The sequence below is a fragment of the Thermogutta hypogea genome, from assembly GCF_055386265.1.
This window is the reverse complement of the sequence record NZ_AP042425.1, coordinates 1,115,484-1,134,805: the sequence shown is the minus strand read 5'-3', so window position 1 is coordinate 1,134,805 and position 19,322 is coordinate 1,115,484. Positions and strand designations below refer to the sequence as shown.

Here is a 19,322-nt window from a genome sequence, read left to right as displayed (position 1 = left end):
AAACCGTTCCGACGGGGTTCTGCCCGACGTCGCGCCGGCACCAATATCGCGGCCGCTCAAGCCGCCCGCCGAGCGACGACATCCCTGCTCCAGACGTATACGTAACCGCGTCTGGTCTTCCCCGTCCGCCGCGCCACGCCGCACTGATAAAGGCAGTAGGCGATCCGCTGGGCGACCCAATGGGGTACGCCGAGAGACTCCGCCAAGTCGTGGGAAAAAAACGGACCGTCCGGCCGCTTCGGCAGCAAATCCAACAGATCGCGACCCCGCCGAAGCTGGATGCGTTCTCGAACGGCGAGAAGACGCTGATCCGCCACGCGGTAGCCCCGTCGTCCCCGACGTCGGTTCGAGCCGGGATAACGTATCTCCTCAATTTCGACCAAAGGAACGTGGATGCGCAAGCGAGGATGAGGAAAAATTCGGCAGAAGTGAATCAATTCGTGAAAAAACTCCCAGCCCGCACCGCGTTTGGGACTGCGGCGCCGCGCGACGACGCCGCCGGCGGCCGTCCCAAGACGGACGATTTGTTTGGCGATCACGATGGGTTTTACGATCAGTAAGTTGTGCGACTCCAGCAAACTTGCGGCTTTTCGCCGCAGAACCGCCAAGGGACCAAGTTGAATTTCGACCAGGCAGCCGGGCAAGACGACGTCGATTCGGTAGTCGGCAACCCGATCTTCCAGCCGCGCCTTCGGTCCGGCGTAAAGTTCCTTCAATTGGCGATGGAGGGAGAACTCCATAGCGGGCACTTCCCTGCGCGTTACGGCGGCTGAAACCGAATTCGCTTCCCAGCGTGAGGGGCATCGATCTTCGTGACGGGGCGACCGGCTACGGCGCAGACATCCCGTAGCGCATCGCCGAGCGATCGTGGCGCCGCCCCGAATGCGGCGTCGCCCTACGTGGGCGGATCGATCCCGAAATCACGGATCGTAAAGAGGCTGGAAAAGGGGATCCCCCGTTCCTCGAAGGCCTTGGCCCCCCCCTCCATCCGATCCACGACGGCAGCTACGCGGATAACCTTCAGGCCGAATGCTTCAACCCGCTCGATCGCCTCCAGCGAGGAGCCGCCGGTCGTCACCACATCCTCGACGATGACGACGCTTTCCCCCGGCTGAACCGGACCCTCGATGAATCTGTTGGTACCATGCCCTTTCGGTTGCTTACGGACCAGAAATCCGCGAATCGGCGTGCCTCGCACGGCGGACATGGTAATGACGGCGGAAGTTATCGGATCCGCACCGATGGACATCCCCCCGACCGCATCCGGCATCGCGGTCTCGCCGAAGAGATCCAGCAGGCCCTCACCGATCAAACGTGCTCCCTCGGCATCCAGGGTGACTTGTTTGCCGTCGAGATAGTAAGTGGACGTTTTCCCGGAAGCCAAAGTGAATTGGCCGAATCGTAACGCGCGCTGAAGAATCAATCGTCGCAGGCCTTCGCGGTCGTACACGGGGAGGCACCTCCCAAAATGATCCATAAGATGCAACGGCAAGCGGCAGCGCCGGTAGCCGGCGGCGTGCCGGCAGCGCCGGTTTCATTGTGGCGCAAACCGTCGCTCCGAAAAAGCGATCCCCCGATGCGCGCCGAATGACGGTGCCTTGTGACGGGCGATTTTCTTCGAGGGCTAGGGAACGATGGCGACCTGCGAGCCGATCGAAAGAATATCGTAAACGTCTTGGCAATCTTTCTCGGACAAAATGAACGCGCCCGGCGGATTCGGTTGTTGCATTAGGTCGGCACGCCCCGGCCCGTGGATTCCCAGGCGACCTCCCAGTCCGATCCAAAGTCGGCCCAGAGGATTGTTGGGATCGCCGGGCGGCGACACACCGGTCGGCATGAAATAGTTGGGGTTCTCGATCTTCTCACAAACGCGGTATACGCCGGGAGCCGCCGCAGCGTCCGCGCCTAAAATCACGGGAAAGCGCCCCGCATAGAGCTCCTGACAAAAGAGCACCAACTCGCCGCGAGAAAGATAGATTTTCGCCGCGAACGGGCCGCGAATCACTTTCAATGATTGCCCGGGAGCAACCTGCTCCGGCCGTGCAATACCGTTGATCTTGGCCAAGAGCTGCCAAGGCACGCCGTAGCCCTCCGCGATGCGATCCAACGTTTCGCCCGGCGCGACGACGTGGGGTTGCTCCAGGATGGATTGCCGGGAGTAGATGACGGTCCCGGCCACCTCATCCAGCAGGTCCGTCAATTGCCGGCTCTCTTCCGGCGTCAGCCGATCGTCCGCAAACCAAGCCGAAAGGACTTGGTGCACGGTGGCAAAATCCCCCCCGTCCAGCTTTCGCCGAGCCGTCTCGAGAAACTCCGCAAACTCTTTCCGCACGTTCTCGACGGCCGGCCCTGTCGGAGGACTTTGATTTTCCGAGGAAGAACTTGGGAAAGCGGATGAGGTCATGGAATAGGGCAAAGCTCCGCCCTGCTGCGGCGTCGCTGTGGTCGCCGGATTGCCCCGCAATATATCCTGCGCCGAAACTGACGCCGGCCCGTCCGGAGCCATGCGTCCGACTTGCCCCCGTGGTTCAACGGCGAGGAATCCGGTATCACCGCCGCCGACATCGGTCCTTCCCTGTGCCCCTGGGGGACCGGCAATGGCGGCGGGGGGAAGGGCGGGCGAGCCTTCCACGGAGTCGCCAACATTGCGGAAATCCCTACCGGCCACTTGCATCGGCACCTCGGGCACCGCTATATCCAGGTTGCCGGTCGCCGGCCAATCCGCGGCCTGTTGACCGGGCGCCGGAGCTTTCGGCGGCTTTGTCACCGCTTGATAGCCGAGATAACCCACCACCAGCAGGACGGCGAGAACGGCAATCGTTTTGACCGTCTCCATGTTCGTCCTCCTTGACGAAATGGCAAAGAAATCGGTATCCGCCGCGCGTAATGCTGTCGAACCAGAGTACAGCGCCCGACATGATAGCAGACCAAGCCGTTGCGGCAAAGAGCGGAATACCCCCCTACTGCGGAGGGTGTGGATCAATCGCAGCAGCCTCCCAGCGAAGAACCGCAACGATCGTCGGCGGTTCCGACATGGTCCCACGGGCCGCTAGGGTATCCTCTCTTCCCTACCGTTCGGCATCTCACGGAAAGGAACAACCGGCAGATTCCGCGTCGGCGGGTTTTGACAAGCCCCTGAAGGAAGCTGATAATGCCGCTAGTGCAGTCCACGGTCCAGTTCCTAATCGGGAAACATCGCGTGAAGGTCATCTGCCCCAACTGCGAGACGGACATCCCCGTCGAGGACGTCGATCTTTCCACGGGCTGGGCTCGCTGTCGGGACTGCAACGAGCTGTTTCAAGTTGCGGAAATAGCCAATCGACGAGACGCGGGGCCCCTGGCCGGCACGGCGACGCCCGTTTTCGACGGCCCGGTCGAAAGGCCGGTTGACGCCCGCATCGTGATTGAACGGCGACCGGACAAGCTGTTCATTTATGTTCCTCCCATGGGCTTCAAGTTGGCCCTCCTACCCGTGATGGGCTTTGCCGTGTTCTGGCTGGCTTTCGTCGCCTTTTGGACGGCGGGGGCTTTGGGACTGTTCAACGGTCGCATGCGATTTGAAAACATCCTTTTCGCTTGTTTTTCGATTCCTTTCTGGCTGGTGGGTTTTGTGATGCTCGGCGGTTGTTTTTGGGCGATGACCGCTTCACGGCTGGTGTACCTCGACGCTTCCATTTTGATGACCCGGCTCAAGGCGCTTTTGTTCTCTTGGCGTTGGAGCATCTCGCGGGACCAAGTGCGAACAGTCAGGCTGCAAGCGGCACCCGCATCGCGGCAGGAAGGCGCCGACTCGGTAACCACGGTTCTCGCGCCGCACGTCGTGGAAATCGTTTACAAGAATGGTAAACTGCCGATTGGTTGCACCAATCAGGATGAGCAAAGATGGGTCTACGGCGAAATCCAAGCCTTCCTCGAGGCCGTGCCGTATCGGCCCGGCGCGGAGTCGCCGATGTGGCAAGACGATGCCGAGCAATTCCGCCCGCTGAGCCGAGACGTCGATTTTGACCGAGATCGCTTCACGACCTAGGGCGGAATGATGCCCGGTCGCACTTCGAGTCGGCCGGTCCGCGGCGGCCCTCCGGCTTCCCGCCCAAGCTCGCGGACGGCCCCCAAAACACTCCCTGCCCCCACTCACGCACGACCGCGATCCAGCGGCCGGGAGATGACTTGCACGAAATTCGCCATCAGAAGGAGTCGAAAGGAAAACGTCATGAGCCGACCGAGGTCACCATTTACGGCGTTCATCACCAGCGTGGTGCCCGCGACCGCCGCCGAGCGTCATCCCGCCCGATTCGTTTCCTACGTGAAAGCTGCGGTCTGCCTCATGCTCTGCTTGATCGGTTTGTTCCTCCCGATGGCTTCGGGCGAGGAGGCGACGGCAACCCTCCGCTGGAAGAGTCATCAGGAGCGCCTTCGAGAAACGCCAGGTTTGGTTTGGCTGTATTCGTTCGAGGATTTCTCGCCGCAAGAGCGGGTAAGCGCAAGTCTCGGCGGAAATCGTGACTTGATGCGGTTCGAAGGCCGTACTCCGCCCGCCGTAATCGCCGGACGAGACTCCGCGGCCAAGGCGATTTCGCTGGACGCCGATCCGATGCGAACCACGGCCATTCCCGCCGACCAAGGTTTTACCGTGGAGGTGGTCTTTCGCAAATTGGGACAAGGAAAGGAGTTAGGCAACGGACGCACCAACGGCGCCGTCTTTGCCCAGGGCAACGGCTATTGGGAGGGATTCCGCGTTTGGTGCGACTATCCGGACATGCGGATACATTTTGAGATCGGTCGGCCGCAGCCGCAGAACGCCGTCGGCATTACCGGGGCGGTCCCTCTTCCGGACTCGGCCTGGCATCACGTCGCCGCGGTCTGGGACACGCGAGAAATGCGGCTCTACTGGAATGGCATTCTGATCGCCGCAGGTGAGTATAGCGGACCATACACGCCGCCGAAGACTGCCGGCTTTACCCTTGGTTTTGCCGATGCCGGCATCGGTTCCCTGCAAATGGAGGTCGATGAACTGGCGGGGTTCTCTCGTCCGCTGTCTCCCGCGGAAATTCTCGCGCACGCCTTGTGGGAGACCGTCCCCACCGGACCGGCGGCGGAGAGGCTCGTCAAGGCGGCCGATGCGGCGGCGCGCCGAGATTGGCAGACGATGCGGAATGAGTTCACCGCAGCGGCGGAAGCTGCGCCGAATACCCCGGCGGCTGCCGGCGCGAAATTCGGCGCGGCTCTGGCAAGGCGTCTGCAAGGACGCTTGCCCGATGCCTGCGCGGAGTTTGTTGCCTTGATGCAAGACCCGCAAGTTCCCGCGCTTCTCCGTGACGGGGCGGCGCGGATGCTCGTGGTACAGATGAAGAATATCCATTGGGCTTCCGCACCGCTGGACGTGTACCAAGCTCTTCTGACGCAACAAGGGTGGAGCGAAGAAGATCGGCAAATCCTATTGGATTCGGCCGCGGAGGCGGCCTTCATCGAAGGCAAGTCGCGACAGGCCGAAGATTACTACCGGCAATTGGCCGCCCTCAAGGCGCAAAAGGGGCTCCCGGTTTGGGAGGTCGGCTTGCAGCTCGCCCATTGCAGCCGAGCTCAAGGTGATTGGGATACCGCGCGTGCCCGTTACCGAGAAATCGCCGACGATGCCAAGGCACCTGCGGAGTTGCGGAGCCTGGCGCTGCTGGGTTGGGCATCCACCTACGAGCTGTCGGAAGACTTCACCGCCGCCAAGCAAGCCTACGAGAGGATCGCCGCCGATGCCCGCCTAATTCCGCTCCACCGCTGGGAGGCTCAAGAGGCCGCCTCCGCCATGGACCGCGCTGCGCGCGGCTTGCCTCGACGCGATCCCGCCGAGCACCGAACACGGGTCGATCTCCCTCAACCCGCGACGCGCCTTTACGTGGCGCCGGACGGCGACGACTCCGCGCCCGGCACTGCGGATCAGCCCCTGGCCACTCTCGAGGGCGCACGCGACGCCGTTCGACGTCTCAAGGCGGGATCGGGCTTGCCGGAGGGCGGTATCGCCGTGATCATTCGCGGCGGTATTTATCCCAGGACCGCGGCCTGGGAATTGGAAGAGCAAGATTCGGGAGAGGACGGGCGGCCCGTCATTTACCAGGCCGGCGAGGGAGAGAAACCTATCTTCACCGGCGGTGTCGTGCTCCGCGGATTTTCGCTCGTGCAAGATCCCAAGATACTGGCTCGCCTGCCGGAAAACGCCCGGGGCAAGGTAGTACGGCTCGACCTCGCGGCGGCGGGCGTTCGGGACTATGGGGAAATCCAGAAACGAGGTTTCGGTCTGGCGGGCTATCCGGCCAATCCATGGGTCGACCTCTACATCAACGATGTACCGGCCACCTTGGCACGCCGGCCGAACGATGGATTCGTGAAAACCCGAGCCTTTTCCACACCGCTCGGCGAACAAGGGCGAGCCTCGCCCGCTGAGTTCGAAATCGATCCGGAACCGGCCGCCTGGTCGGCGGACGATCTCTGGCTGTTCGGCTACTGGCGCTACCTCTGGGCGGGTCACACGATTCGGGTGGACCGCATCGACCCGCAGACGCGACGTCTAAAGACAGCCATGCCATCGAACTACGGTTTCGCGGAAGGCATGCCCTATTATTTCTTCAACGCCTTGGAAGCCATCGACGCCCCCGGCGAATGGTACTTGGATCGCAAGGCCGGCACGCTGTACGTATATCCGCCCGTCGATCTATCGCAAGCCGAAGTCAAGTTTCCCGTACTGGCCCGGTCGTTCGTTCACATGCGAAACACCAGCCACGTCGTCCTGCGCGGCCTAACCTTCGAATGCGGTCGTGCGGAAGGAGTGGTGGTCGAAGGTGGCAGGAATGTCTTGTTGGCCGGCTGCACCTTGGCGCGACTGGGTACGAACGGCGCCGTCTTGCTTGGCGGCATGGGACACGGTGTGCTGGGGTGTGATCTGCTCACGCTCGGCGCCGGCGGTGTGATTGCCCGCGGCGGCGACGTTGCGACACTGACGCCCGGCGGCTTTTTTGTGGAAAACTGCCACGTGCAGGAGTTCACGCGCGTCGACCGGAATTACGCGCCGGCGGTCAACATGGACGGCGTGGGTAACGTCATTCGCCACAATCTTTTTCATGATTCGCCGCACCACGGGATCCGCCTCGGCGGATTCGATCATTTGGTGGAGCTGAATGAGATCCACAGCGTGGTCTACGAATCGGACGATCAATCGGGAATCGACATGTTCGGCGATCCGGTCATCCGTGGCAACGTGTTGCGGTACAACTTTTGGCACCATATCGGAAGCGGCCACAGCGTGGCCGGCCAGGCCGGTATTCGCCTTGACGACATGATCAGCGGCGTATGGATCTACGGGAACGTCTTCTATCGCGCCGCCGGCGGCCAATTCGGCGGATTGCAAATCCACGGCGGGAAAGACAACATCGCCGACAATAATCTCTTCATCGCGTGCAAGCAGGCCGTCAGCTTTTCGCCATGGGGCGCGAACCGCTGGCAGGAAAGGGTCGCGGAGTGGTTGCAGGCCGCCGAAGCCCGTGGGCTTGACGTGAATCGGCCGCCCTTCTCCGAACGCTTTCCCGAGCTCCGTGATTTGGCAAGTAACCCTGATCGCAATTTCCTGCTTCGCAATCTCGTCATCAGTTGCGGCGACTTTGCGGTGCGGGACCGAGGTGTCAACGTCTATTGGGACAACCACGCCTACAACGGTGACGTGGGCTTCGTCGACCCCAAGACTCGTCAATTCGGGTTGCGCAGCGATTCGCCGATTTTCCGCCGATACGTCTTCCGCCCCATTCCGTTTGAAGAGATCGGGCTTTATAAGGACGAGTTCCGCGCTTCCTGGCCCGTTCATCATGAAGTCTCGCCGAAATACGTTCGGGAACCATAGGCTTGAGTTCGCTTACCCCACCGGAGGATTCCATCATGCAGGGTTCCAACAAGACGCATCGTCGACAGTTTCTGGCGACCTCCGCGATAACGGCGGCCGGCTTGGCGCTTGGAGGGACAAGCCGAGTGCGTTCAGCGCCCGCCGGCGTACGTGAAGAAATAGCCGCGCCCTTCCGCGTTCCGCGCTGGCGGGGCTTCAATCTGCTCGACTTCTTTCAGGCGTTTTGGCGCCCCACCGAGAACGGACGTCCCAAGGTCGAAGCCGTGCCGGAGGAAGATTGCATCTGGATCGCGGAGCTGGGCTTCGATTTCGTCCGTTTGCCCATGGACTATTGGCTGTGGATCGAATCGGACTGGCCGACCACGAAAAAGCTGAGTCCGGACGACGTTTTCAAAATTCGTGAAAGTACCTTGGACCTGATCGATCAATCGGTCGAGCGGTGCCGCAAGCACGGCTTGCACATCCAGTTGAACTTCCACCGCGCGCCCGGTTACTGCATCAACGATCCCGAACGAGAACCGTTCGTCCTGTGGAAGGACGAGCTTGCCCAGAAGGCCTTCGTCACGCACTGGGAGATGTTCGCCAAGCGCTATCGCGGCATCCCCAATGAGGTGTTGAGCTTCAATCTGGTCAACGAAGCTCCGGGGCCGCGGGAAGGATATATGACCGCCGACGATTACTGCCGAGTCATGAAACAGGCGGTCGACGCCATTCGAGCCGTCAGCCCCGATCGCCTGATCTTCGCCGACGGATTGAGCGTGGGAACGCGCGTGGCCGAGTGCTTGATACCGACGGGCATCGCGCAGAGCGTTCACGCCTATCATCCGGCGCAGATCAGTCATTACCGCGCATCGTGGGTAGATCGGGATTCCAGCTTTCCCACCCCGACGTGGCCGTTGCGCAACCCGGACGGAACCGTTCGCGTGGGTCGGGAGCAGTTGGAAAGCTATTTTTCCCCCTGGGGCGAGCTGCGCCGAAACGGCATCGGAGTGCATTGCGGCGAGACGGGCTGTTTCAACAAGACGCCCTACGAGGTATTCTTCGCCTGGATGGAGGACGTGCTCGACATCCTCAAAAGTCACGACATCGGCTACGCCTTATGGAACTTTCGCGGCTCATTCGGCGTGTTGGACTCGGGACGCACCGACATCGAGTACGAGGAATGGCGCGGACACAAACTGGATCGGCGCCTGCTTGATCTCTTGCAACGCTACTGAGCCGTGGGGCGGACTCTCGCACTGCCGAGCCGCCGCAAGTAGATCCATAAACCGACGGCCAGGAGCAAGAGCGCGATGCTGACGACCTGAGAGATCGTCAATCCGCAGTACGCGCCGGGCTCGTCGTCGCGAATGAACTCGATCGTGAATCGCGTAATGGGATACAAGGTCAAGAGCAAGGCGAACAGTTCGCCGTCTCTTTTCTGAAAAGGCTCGAATGCGAGCAATACCAAGAGTAGAATCAGCGCGTTCAGCGAGCTGTACAATTGGCTCGGATGCAATGGCTCACCTCGCGCCGGCAAGGGTGAAGCGTCGGACCAGCGCAGCGTCCGGCCCTCCTGTGTTCGTAGCGTGATTTCGACCGGTACGCCGTTTCGCGAGGCAATTGCGATCGCTTGCAGCAGCAAACGGACGGCCGCTTGCACCGAGCCTGCGGCACGGCCGCTCTCAGCGGCCCGCGCACAAAGGGCGCAGGCGCAGCCGGGCGTCAACACCCGAGGCTGGGATTCTGCGTTCTCGCCCGCCGTGGCGTAGCCGTTGACGGTGAGCACATGCATGCCGGGCTTGACGCCGGCTTTTTCGGCGGGGGAGCCGGGCAAAACGGCTCGAATAACCGGCGCGCCCTGCGGCGACGCGGAATCCGCTCCCAACTTCACGCCCGCGATGTACAGATCGCCATGCTCCAATTGATGCTCGTAAGCCGGTGAATTCGGGGGAAACCGCACGGCCCAGGGGAGGTCGCACGCCCCGCCGAAACAACAACCGTTCAGAAAACACCCGAGACGCCCAATCGCCAATCCCAAGGCCAAACTGGGCGCTATCAGGTCCAAGGTGGCCCAAAACGGAAGAGCGTTCCGCAGAAGGAAGGCCGTACCGCCCAGCAGTCCGCCGATCAAGGAACCGTAGACCACCAGCCCTCCTGCCGAGATGTTCGCTACGGCGGCCAACGCGGCGGCGGGCCCCTGCTCCCGCAAAACCGGGCCGTAGTGGATCGGCCAATACTCGATGACGTGGAATAGCCGCGCCCCGAGAATCCCGGGCAAGATAATCCAAAATGCCAGGTTGATGACCATTCCGGGGTCCAGTCCTCGCCGGCGGGCACGATGCATCGCCAAGAGGAGCGCCGCCGCCACCGCCAGAAGGAGCATCGTGCCGTAACCGCGAATGGGCAAACCGTAAACCGGCGTGCCGTCGGCGGAGCGTTTGCCGGGAATCTCCACCATGACCTTCGGCAGGACAAAACAAATCAGCGCACCCAACACGGCCAAGGTGACGAGCGTCGCCGCTGCGTCCGAGTTCCAACCGCTCCGCCGGATCTGCAAGGCCATCACGACAAGGCTGATGATCGCCCAAATCGCGGCTAGCAGACCGAACCCGAAGAGCGGAATTCCTCCCAATTCTGCCGGAATGTAAATGAGGGTTTGCCACATGGGTACAGCTTTCAGAGCGATTTACAAGAAGGCGACGCGGAAATCTCGGACGGTATCAGTCTTAGATTGTCGATCAGCCTGACGCCGCCGATTCGGACGGCTAGCAAGGCCTGCACGGGCGCCGTGATGTTGGACACCGGCTCCAGGGTGTTCGGATCGACGACCGCCACGTAGTCGATGACCGCATCCGCAGCCGTGGCGATGATCTCTCGCATCTCCGTAACCACTCTCTCCGCCGTTCTTTCGCCGCAGGCCACACGATCCGCCGCATGAAAGAGGCTTTGCGACAAGACGCGCGCTTGCCGGCGGTGTTCCGGGGAAAGGTAGGCATTTCGAGAACTCATCGCCAATCCGTCCGGCTCGCGTACGGTGGGGCACGCGCAAACGGTGACCGGAAGATGGAAGTCCTCGGTCATGCGGCGGATGACCAGCAATTGCTGATAGTCCTTTTCCCCGAAGTATGCCCGATCGGGACCGACCATGCAGAACAGCTTCAAGACCACCGTCGCAACGCCCCGAAAGTGTCCCGGCCGAAATTCCCCCTCCCATCGTTCGGCAATTCCGCCCGGTTGCACCCAGGTGTCGAAACCGACGGGATACATCTCACCGTCGGTCGGAGCGAAGACCCAATCCACGCCGAGATCCGTCAAAAACCGCGTGTCGGCCGGCAGGTCTCGCGGATACCGATCGAAGTCTTCTCCCCTGCCGAATTGGGTGGGGTTGACATAAATCGAGACCACCACGACATCACACTCGCTCCGTGCGACGCGAACCAAGCTGAGGTGCCCCTCGTGCAAGGCCCCCATCGTCGGCACGAAGCCGATCGTTCGCCCGGCCTGACGCACCTTTTTCAGGGCGGCCCGCAACTCGTGCACGTAACTCACGACGTGCGGTGCTATAGGTTCGGTGGACATGACATCTCTCCGGATCCCGTACCCCCGCGGAATCGCCTATTGTAGTTTTCGTGAATAATTCCGCATAGATTGACATCTTGGCATCGGCTTGACCGACGGACGTCGTAAAAGCCGGGCCGACGGCCGATCTCAAAACTCCATCACGCAACGGCCGACTGAAGCACACCCTCAACGATTCCCGCAACCTCCGCGATGATCGACGGACGGGGCTGAGATTCCACGAAGACCATGGGCACCTTGCCCCGGCAAGACTCGATTTCTCTCCGCAAGCACGCGAAAAGTTGCTCGGAACCGATTGCGTACCTTGGTAGGCTATCGCAAGTTCCAATATCGGGCGACCTCTGCGATTCCTCCGTGCGTTGCCAAGCAGACGATATTCGCGGAAGGTACTGCAACGCGGTCGGCCCGTGGATAACCACTCGGGGCAGCCGTCGCTCGGTGGGAAGAGGTGCCTCCGCCGCCCGCCTCGAAAGCGCGGATTCGAGGGGCTTCCAAAACGCCGTGATCGAGACCGGCAGCGACTCACGAATCGAAGCATCGTGTAACCTCGAGGCCGACTCCGGCGTCAAACCCTTATTCCTGAGGAGACCGCCCATGGTCGGCACGATATGTGCATTTTCAGCCGGGAAGCGAAAATCAAACAAGGCAGGCAAGCCCGATGAGACACTCTTTTCCCATGCACGGGCGCGAAGCAAGGCCACGCAATCCGCCGCCACTCGAGCCGTCGCCTGCTCGCATGCACGAAAAAAACCTTCCGCACTATCCTCCGGGAAGGCGTTGTTTTCGGGACCGGAAGGTGCGGCGGTACCGACCCAAAAACCGGCCGGCGCAAGGGCGATCCAACACGGGGATTCCAATAGATGGGCCAGCATTGCAGCCAAGGTCATTCCGCAGACGGGATGGACGTGATCGGCAGCTATTTCGACCGCAGGTTCCAGAGCGAAAATTCGTCCCGCCAAACGCGGATGCGGTATGGTAAGTTCCGACGTCACACAAACCAGGTCATCGAACAGGAGGATGTCGAGATCGAGCGTCCGGGGCCCCCAGCGTTCCGCTCGCTTGCGCCCCAGTCGCTCCTCCGTTTCCTGAAGCAATCGCAACACTTCCATCGGGGTGAGCTGCGTGTGCAGCAAGGCGGCAGCATTAAGGTAGGGCACTTGTGCGGTATCACCGCCGGCGGCTGGATATTCCTGAAAACGGCTCACCGCCCCAACGGAGATCGAAGCGCGGCGAGAGATGTGGTCCAAGGCCCGAGACAGGGTCGCGTGCCGATCACCCTGATTGCTCCCTAAACCTATTAGCACCGACGGCATGCTGCTTCCCTCGATTTCACTTCCGCCCCCGAGCCGCGGTCGGTCCGAACCTCGAATTGGAGGAAAGCATCGTCAACTAACGCCTGCTGGAACAACCAATGGTTGGAGCAATGCGCTCCGCCGTGCCCGCCCGTCGTGCCTGACGGAGAGCAGAGGATCCCCCAGATCCGTCGATCCACCCCGGACACCCGCAACAAGGTAACGTGTCGGCTATCCAGCCGGATTGCCGGGAGCAAACCGGCTTCGCGGGATACCGGGGCCGGACAAGTGAGCCGCTTCGCAGAACCCGAGAAATCGTTATTATGAGGGATAACATGTACGCGGTGAAAGGTCGGCGTCCTTGCCGCAATTTTCAGCAAAACATTTGCGCCGGATTCTTCCGCCGAATCGTTCGGCCCGACTCGATTCCGTTCACTTTTTGTCAGCCATTTACGAATAATTGGAGCAAGTAGTGAGACAGCACAAGAAGAAAACCGGGCAGTGCGGCTTGAAGGTTGCGGTAGGCTTCAAAACCGAGACCCAAGGCACAACAATTCGAAGGAGGACCGTCCCCATGCGTTTTCTCTCCCTTTCTCTTGCGTTGCTTGCGGTCATCCCGTTTTTGGGTTGCGCCCGGCCGGGTGACGCCCCTGCCGGTCCACAATCACAGGAGACGAAGGCGCTTGCTTCGGACAATTCGGGGACGGCAAGCTCCGGCGAGGCCGAAAGCCGGCCTGCTCCCGCGATTTCCCAAGTCCGGGTTGTCGACGAGACTCAGTTTCAGGCCGTTCTCGACGAACTGAAAGGAAAGGTAGTCTTGATCGATTTCTGGGGTACCTGGTGTGCCCCGTGCCTGGAGTTGCTGCCGCACACACTGGCGGCGGCCGAAAAATACGGACCGCGGGGTTTGACCGTGGTCGCGGTTGCCATCGACGATCCGGCGGAAGTCGATGCGGTCGACACAAAGCTCGCAGAAAGAAGTGGTTACGTGATTCCGCTCATCTCCAAATACGGCATCAGTTCGGACTCGGTGGAAAAGTTCGGAATATCCGACGGTGCCCTACCCCATCTCAAACTCCTCGATCGCGACGGAAAGCTGGTCGAAACCTTCGGCGTGGCCGGCAGTCCGCCGTCTGCTGAAAACATTGACGCGGCCATCGAGCGGGTCTTAGCTTCGTCGGCAGGATCCGGCTGAACGACGACGGCACGGGCACGAAGCGATATTGCCGCTCCCGTTGCGACACGGCATAGCAATCAGCCAGTCGCCGGTTCATCGCGGAGTTCCGCTTTGCCGACTCCCCGCCGTGCATGACGATCTTGCTTCAAGCTCCACGTCGCCGTTATGGTGAAGGGAGGAGGCTGGGTCGTTGTCTCGTCGATGGACGTGCGAAGCCCTATTAGACCAAGCGAATCGTTCGGGAATCTTACCATGCCTGAAGGTTCCGAGCAGTTGACGGTACCCCGATTCGTCCGGCTTAAGAGTTCCGGACGCAAGATCGTGATGCTTACGGCCTATGATTACCCGTCGGCCGCGATCGTGGACCGAGCGGGTGCGGACGGCATCCTCGTGGGTGACAGCCTGGGCATGGTAGTCCAGGGCAAAAACACCACCTTGCCCGTCACCATCGAGCAGATGGTGTATCACGCGGAGATGGTCTCCAGGGCCGTCCGTCGCGCGTTGGTCGTGGTGGATCTGCCGTTTCTCACGTTTCAGTTGGGTACGGCAAGGGCGATCGAGAATGCCGGACGGATCCTGAAGGAGACCGCCGCGCAGGCCGTCAAGCTCGAAGGCGGAAAAGAGCAGGCGGATTTGATTGCCACCCTTACCGATGCCGGCATCCCCGTCATGGCTCATCTCGGCCTGCGACCGCAAAGCGTACGCATCCTCGGCGGGTACCGGGTCGAACGTGATCGGGAGCAACTCTTGGCCGATGCCGAAGCGGTCCAGGCGGCAGGGGCCTTTGCCGTGGTCCTCGAGTGCATTCCCGCCGTCGTTGCCGGTGAGATTACGCGGCGGCTGACCATCCCCACGATCGGGATCGGAGCCGGCAATGAAACCGACGGACAGATCCTGGTCTACCACGACTTGTTGGGTTATTCGCCCGACGAACGCATTCCCAAGCACTCCCGCAGATACGCCGACCTCCGGTCCATCATCACCGACGCGGTCCGGAGTTACGCGGACGACATTCAAACGGGACGCTTTCCCGGTCCGGAGAACACCTTTTCCTGATGGTTCTCGCTCACTTGGCCGGAACCAACGTGTCATGGGAAGCCGTGATGAACCGCGTCGTGAGACTTCTGTTCGGCCAAGCTATTTCTGCGAAGGTGCCCCCGCTTCCAACGTCGCCAAGACTGCCGCGCCCGCCAGCATGAGCAAACCGGCCGTACCAAAAGCTGCTTGCGGCGAGAGATGAGTCCAGAGTGCTCCGACCAGAATGCTCGAGCCGAGGTCGCCCAAGCCGTTCACGGCTCCCAGCACGCCGAAACCCGTCGTCTTAACGTCGGGCGGGACCAATGTGGACGTGATGACGGGTTCCAAAGCCTCTTGCACGGCCATGTAGAAACCGGCCAAGACAAACACCGCCGTCATTACGGCCACGGTCAAGGCGGGGACCGCGTTTAAGACCGGCAGTACAAACGCCAGGACGAGCAAGAGCATGGTAGCCGCCCCCACCGCGTATCCCCAGACCAAGAAGGTTCGATATCCGATTCGGTCGGCCCAGGCTCCGACGGGAAACGAAGCGGTCGCTTGGACGACGTTTCTCAACACATACAATCCTCCCGCCAAGGCGGCCGCAGTCCCAAGATCGAAATGACGGTGGAGGGCTTGCGAGGCGGCAAGAATGAGCAAGGTTGGTGCGAAATCCCCCATGCCGAACAGAGCCACGGCGAAAAGATATTGCCGGAAGGGCCTGGGAAGACTTGCCACCGCCCGATGAAAGCGAAGCTTGGGATTGGGTCGGGACCCGTAATCCTGCACCAGGAATGCGAAGCTGAGCACGGCCAAGACGCCGGGGATGACCGTCAACCCCATAGCAATTTGAAATGCCGCCACCGGCGTCCAGTGACGCTCGGCGACGTACTGCACCAGAAGCGGAAGCGAAGCCGCTCCCAATGCCGGCCCTAGCACCGCTCCCAAGGTATCGGCGGCCCGATGAAACCCGAAGGCACGTCCCCGCTGATCCTCGGGAATCGCGCCGGAAACGATGGCGTCCCGGAGTGGTCCGCGGATACCCCGTCCCATCCAGCCTATTGCCCGACCCAAGAGTATCATGCCCCACGCGGTTGCCACAGCCATCACGGCCTGGCCCAAAACCGTGAGTGAATAACCCAGCACTACCAGCGGCTTGCGATGGCCGATGCGGTCAGTCAGGTATCCCGCGGCGATTTTGGTAAAGCTGGCAATACCGTCCGCAATCCCTTCGATCGTCCCCAACACCGACGGCGACAAACCCAGGGCCGCAAGAAACCCCGGCAGAATGACGTTCGCCGTTTCGTAAGACAGGTCCGCCAATCCACTGGTGATACTGGCGCCGATTACCGTGGGATTCCACCACGATTTCCGTGACGGGTCGACTCCGTCGCCGCTCTGGTCTGAAATGTCCATATCGAACCACCCTGGCAAGTCCTTCCGGAGACCGGGCAGACAACTATCTCTTATATCTCTTACGCACCAACGCTTTCGCCGACAGGACCGCAACCGCTACTCGCCTTTCGGAAGCCGGCGGATCGTCCACAGCTCAAATGGTGTGAAATCATGCGTGATCTCAGGCCGAGTCACATGGATGACTTCTCCGGAAACGGTATCCTCATAGGTGCCTTCCGGCAACCGAAGAACCACACCGACTTTGGCGTTGTAATCGGTGTTCACCAGTGCGAAGTAGGTGCCGTGACCGCCGGTCTCGATACGGCGAACGACGACGGCATCGTCGGCAGCGAGTCCCGGGGCAAGTTCACTGGGCAACGCCGGAAGCGACAAAAAGGCCCTGTTGAATGCGCGGACGACCTCAGGAAAGCCGCGAGCCAGGGAGTTTCCGGTCAAGTAACCGATATACCAAGGATCGCCGTACGCCAGGGCCAAGGCCTCGGCGGCCATACAGTAAGGCCCGGCGTGCTCGACGTCCGCCACGAAATAGTCGAGCTTGGGTTTATCGTGTGCATCGAACATCATGTCCTCGTTCAAGGGATAGTGACGGACGACGGCCAATCCGCTGGGACCGCGAAACCGGTCCAACGTCCGCGGCGACAGGACGGTGTAAAAACGATTGAAAGCGTAGGTCATCAGCACACCTTCCGTCGAAGTATAACGCTGCGGATCGGGAGCGGGGTGCGCGTGGTGCCACTCCCATCCCCCCCAATTCAAGGGCGGCGACAGCAGGGCTTCCAAATAGAGATCCCGCTCTACCACTTCCGAGAGCGATAGCACGCGCCACTTTTTGTCTTGGAGATGCGGGGGCGATTGTAGCAAGGACTCCCACATCGTTGGGTCATCGGTGACGAGCGTTTTATCCCACGTCGGAAATGACGGCCCGGATTCCGCGAGCAAGGACGTGTACAAGACCACGGCGTCCGGTCGCGCTCCGTGGGCACGAATGTAATCCCTTACCCGAATCAAGAACTCACGCCGCTTTTCAAACCACCAGTCATAGTATCGTTGCAGCAGGGCGGAGTCGGTTCGCAACTGTTCCCGTGTGGGCACCGTATCCTGCTTGGTTTCTTCCGCGAAGCGCCGTCGCGTGGCATCGCCGAATCCGATGGGCAGTTGACCGCGAGATCGCAACCACACCCCGACAAAGCTAGCTTTGCTCGACGGCCGCACCACGGTGAGTTCCAGCATCTTGCGAAAGTCTTCCCAGGTATCCAGGTCGGTAATATCGGCATTGGCGTTCTCCACCCAGGAGATGTGGGTGTAAGCGTCATCACGGGTCAAGGGCTGTGCCCGCCGCTGATAACCCAGTCCCTGATCGCCCCGGCTGCCCGCATATTCGTAATAAGGCAAGACCTCCACTCCGGCTTGTCCCATGATCTCCACGATCCGCTCCCAAAGTCCTTTGTGAAAATCATTGAAATGGACCCAGCGATTTCCGCCGTAGGGAGTGGGATCCCAAGCTTGGCAGGCTCCAAACTCCAGCAAATCCTTGCAGTAAGTGGGAATGCCGAGAAACTTCATCGTGGAGAGCTTAAAGCGATACCAATCCAAGGGGTCGCGCAGTCCTCGCTTCTCCTCACTCCTCGACTCAATCACGCCGTCCGCCATTTCCTCTCGCCAAAAGACGTGCCGCCGCGGCAACGGCTCCGGCGGAAAACGGATGGGGCATTCCAGGCGGGAATCGTTTGGCACTTCGAATAGTCGAATTCGCGACACCGCCGCTCCCATCGACATGGGAATGTTCGGGGCCGAAAACTGGCCGATGATTATCGGGAAACCGTCCTCCGGCAAAAGCGGTCGCTCGGCTTCCCCGCGGGGAATACCCAATTCCGGAAAGCGATCGTGGAGTCGAAACAGCATCTTCCAGGAACGGTATTCTCCAGCTATGGGAAGCCGCACCGATTCCGGCAAGGAATCCACGTACTTCGCGTGCAAAGCATCGGGGAGTGTGGAACCCGTGTGAAATCCCAGGCGCGTCTCGCAACCGCCGTTGACGACGATCCAATGCCGCGGGGCATCCTCGGGATAATCGATCACCAAGAGATAACTCGCGCCGGGACGCAACAGCTTGAATCGGCCCAGACGATAGGCGATGTATCCGGCCTGGTCCGGCAGCGGCCGAAGAACCCTGCACGGTCGCCCCAGAATCTCGCGCACCTCCGAAACGCCCTGCAGACTCTCGCTAAAACCATGACTCGGCGGTTCGCCGGCGCAGTCAATTTCATCCACCAAAGACAGCTTTCCAAAGGGTGGGCCGAGATCGACGGTGGGTCGGCGGCGCGCTTCTTCCTCGGCGGCTTTCAGCGCCGCCTCGCGCTCGCGCGCCGCCTTCCGCCGCGCTTCCAAATCGGCCAACCCCGACGGTGTGTACTCATCGATCGCGATCTCGGCAACGTTCGCCGCCGGGTCCAACCGCGAGAATCTCAGATAGCGGCACGTTCGGTCTACCGGAATCGCCACCCAACTCTGAAAACGCTCGGTAGAAACTACCGCGATCTCCTGCCAAGCCTCCGGTTCGCCCGCCTCCAATCGCAATTTCCCGACATTGAAGGTATCGAAGAACCAAAACTTCGCGATGGCACGCTCATTTCCCAGGTCGATCACTACGGCATGGGGTAGCGTCTGCCCATGCCGGTAGTCGAAATCCCAACCATTCACGGGTTTGCCCGTCGGCGGATCGCCGACGAGATCCTGCTCGTCCGCCAACACCGCGACGTTGCCTGCGTATTCCGTTTCCGCCCGCAGCATGTCCGGTTCAAGCCGGACGCGCCGCGTCATAGGACCGCTTTCGGAACTCGTCGCGGCCCGATTGTCGACACTGAGCGCCAGTGCGACCGTCGCAACCGTCACGATCGTGCGGATAGCGGCAAATCCTCGCTCCTCCGACTTGAAACGGGGTGAAAAGCACGTCACGTTCAATCTCCTCCGGTCAGCGTAA

13 protein-coding genes are annotated in these 19,322 nt (G+C 61.0%); 5 read left to right on the top strand and 8 right to left on the bottom strand.

Features of this window, described 5'->3' with window-relative positions; genetic code table 11:
* Positions 1 to 56: 56 nt before the first annotated feature.
* The 3 genes from ACZ5B4_RS03925 to ACZ5B4_RS03915 form a co-directional block, all read right to left on the bottom strand.
* A complete protein-coding gene (locus ACZ5B4_RS03925) occupies positions 57 to 740 on the bottom strand; it encodes a DUF8091 domain-containing protein (protein ID WP_464913134.1) in 684 nt (227 codons plus the stop codon).
* Between the two features lie 155 nt (positions 741 to 895).
* Positions 896 to 1,450: an orotate phosphoribosyltransferase gene (pyrE, locus tag ACZ5B4_RS03920; protein WP_464913133.1), complete on the bottom strand. Its 555-nt coding sequence runs from the start codon at positions 1,448 to 1,450 to the stop codon at positions 896 to 898.
* Between the two features lie 174 nt (positions 1,451 to 1,624).
* Positions 1,625 to 2,836 (bottom strand): LysM peptidoglycan-binding domain-containing protein, encoded by a 1,212-nt coding sequence (locus ACZ5B4_RS03915; RefSeq protein WP_464913132.1) that lies wholly within the window; start codon positions 2,834 to 2,836, stop codon positions 1,625 to 1,627.
* A gap of 315 nt (positions 2,837 to 3,151) precedes the next feature.
* On the opposite strand from ACZ5B4_RS03915, the gene ACZ5B4_RS03910 reads away from it, so the two are divergent.
* From ACZ5B4_RS03910 to ACZ5B4_RS03900, 3 genes are all read left to right on the top strand, one after another.
* A complete protein-coding gene (locus ACZ5B4_RS03910; protein ID WP_464913131.1) occupies positions 3,152 to 4,027 on the top strand; it encodes a hypothetical protein in 876 nt (291 codons plus the stop codon).
* A gap of 183 nt (positions 4,028 to 4,210) precedes the next feature.
* Entirely contained in the window at positions 4,211 to 7,879 is a 3,669-nt protein-coding gene (locus ACZ5B4_RS03905) for a LamG-like jellyroll fold domain-containing protein (protein ID WP_464913130.1), read from the top strand.
* Positions 7,880 to 7,914: 35 nt separating this feature from the next.
* Positions 7,915 to 9,096, top strand: coding sequence for a cellulase family glycosylhydrolase (locus ACZ5B4_RS03900; RefSeq protein WP_464913129.1), 1,182 nt, complete (start codon positions 7,915 to 7,917; stop codon positions 9,094 to 9,096).
* Here ACZ5B4_RS03900 and ACZ5B4_RS03895 read toward each other — a convergent pair.
* The 3 genes from ACZ5B4_RS03895 to folK all read right to left on the bottom strand — a co-directional run bounded on the left by ACZ5B4_RS03895 (position 9,090) and on the right by folK (position 12,753).
* Positions 9,090 to 10,526 carry a prolipoprotein diacylglyceryl transferase family protein gene (locus tag ACZ5B4_RS03895; protein ID WP_464913128.1) on the bottom strand — a complete coding sequence of 479 codons (1,437 nt, stop codon included), beginning with the start codon at positions 10,524 to 10,526 and terminating at the stop codon, positions 9,090 to 9,092. The two genes, ACZ5B4_RS03900 and ACZ5B4_RS03895, sit on opposite strands and share 7 nt — an antisense overlap.
* Before the next feature lie 11 nt (positions 10,527 to 10,537).
* Positions 10,538 to 11,440, bottom strand: a complete 903-nt coding sequence (gene panC / locus ACZ5B4_RS03890) for a pantoate--beta-alanine ligase (protein WP_464913127.1) — start codon at positions 11,438 to 11,440, stop codon at positions 10,538 to 10,540.
* Between the two features lie 140 nt (positions 11,441 to 11,580).
* Complete coding sequence (folK, locus tag ACZ5B4_RS03885; RefSeq protein ID WP_464913126.1) at positions 11,581 to 12,753, bottom strand: 2-amino-4-hydroxy-6-hydroxymethyldihydropteridine diphosphokinase; 1,173 nt, start codon at positions 12,751 to 12,753, stop codon at positions 11,581 to 11,583.
* 553 nt (positions 12,754 to 13,306) lie between these two features.
* Here folK and ACZ5B4_RS03880 point away from each other — a divergent pair.
* Positions 13,307 to 13,927, top strand: a complete 621-nt coding sequence (locus ACZ5B4_RS03880; protein WP_464913125.1) for a TlpA family protein disulfide reductase — start codon at positions 13,307 to 13,309, stop codon at positions 13,925 to 13,927.
* Positions 13,928 to 14,161: 234 nt separating this feature from the next.
* Positions 14,162 to 14,965 (top strand): 3-methyl-2-oxobutanoate hydroxymethyltransferase, encoded by an 804-nt coding sequence (gene panB, locus ACZ5B4_RS03875; RefSeq protein WP_464913124.1) that lies wholly within the window; start codon positions 14,162 to 14,164, stop codon positions 14,963 to 14,965.
* Positions 14,966 to 15,046: 81 nt separating this feature from the next.
* Here the strand turns inward: panB and ACZ5B4_RS03870 are convergent, their stop codons facing one another.
* The gene (locus ACZ5B4_RS03870) at positions 15,047 to 16,342 is read right to left on the bottom strand and encodes an MFS transporter (RefSeq protein ID WP_464913123.1); all 1,296 of its coding nucleotides are present in this window, start codon (positions 16,340 to 16,342) and stop codon (positions 15,047 to 15,049) included.
* Positions 16,343 to 16,438: 96 nt separating this feature from the next.
* On the bottom strand, positions 16,439 to 19,162 hold the full coding sequence (locus tag ACZ5B4_RS03865; RefSeq protein ID WP_464913122.1) for a hypothetical protein: 2,724 nt from the start codon (positions 19,160 to 19,162) through the stop codon (positions 16,439 to 16,441).
* Positions 19,163 to 19,322: the final 160 nt, after the last annotated feature.

Excerpts from the sequence above, each read along its gene's own strand:
- ACZ5B4_RS03865 (WP_464913122.1), bottom strand. The coding sequence starts at position 19,162 with ATGACGCGGCGCGTCCGGCTTGAACCGGACATGCTGCGGGCGGAAACG.
- ACZ5B4_RS03895 (WP_464913128.1), bottom strand. The coding sequence starts at position 10,526 with ATGTGGCAAACCCTCATTTACATTCCGGCAGAATTGGGAGGAATTCCG.
- folK (WP_464913126.1), bottom strand. The coding sequence starts at position 12,753 with ATGCCGTCGGTGCTAATAGGTTTAGGGAGCAATCAGGGTGATCGGCAC.
- ACZ5B4_RS03870 (WP_464913123.1), bottom strand. The coding sequence starts at position 16,342 with ATGGACATTTCAGACCAGAGCGGCGACGGAGTCGACCCGTCACGGAAA.
- ACZ5B4_RS03900 (WP_464913129.1), top strand. The coding sequence starts at position 7,915 with ATGCAGGGTTCCAACAAGACGCATCGTCGACAGTTTCTGGCGACCTCC.
- ACZ5B4_RS03880 (WP_464913125.1), top strand. The coding sequence starts at position 13,307 with ATGCGTTTTCTCTCCCTTTCTCTTGCGTTGCTTGCGGTCATCCCGTTT.
- ACZ5B4_RS03925 (WP_464913134.1), bottom strand. The coding sequence starts at position 740 with ATGGAGTTCTCCCTCCATCGCCAATTGAAGGAACTTTACGCCGGACCG.
- ACZ5B4_RS03915 (WP_464913132.1), bottom strand. The coding sequence starts at position 2,836 with ATGGAGACGGTCAAAACGATTGCCGTTCTCGCCGTCCTGCTGGTGGTG.
- ACZ5B4_RS03905 (WP_464913130.1), top strand. The coding sequence starts at position 4,211 with ATGAGCCGACCGAGGTCACCATTTACGGCGTTCATCACCAGCGTGGTG.
- panB (WP_464913124.1), top strand. The coding sequence starts at position 14,162 with ATGCCTGAAGGTTCCGAGCAGTTGACGGTACCCCGATTCGTCCGGCTT.
- panC (WP_464913127.1), bottom strand. The coding sequence starts at position 11,440 with ATGTCCACCGAACCTATAGCACCGCACGTCGTGAGTTACGTGCACGAG.
- ACZ5B4_RS03910 (WP_464913131.1), top strand. The coding sequence starts at position 3,152 with ATGCCGCTAGTGCAGTCCACGGTCCAGTTCCTAATCGGGAAACATCGC.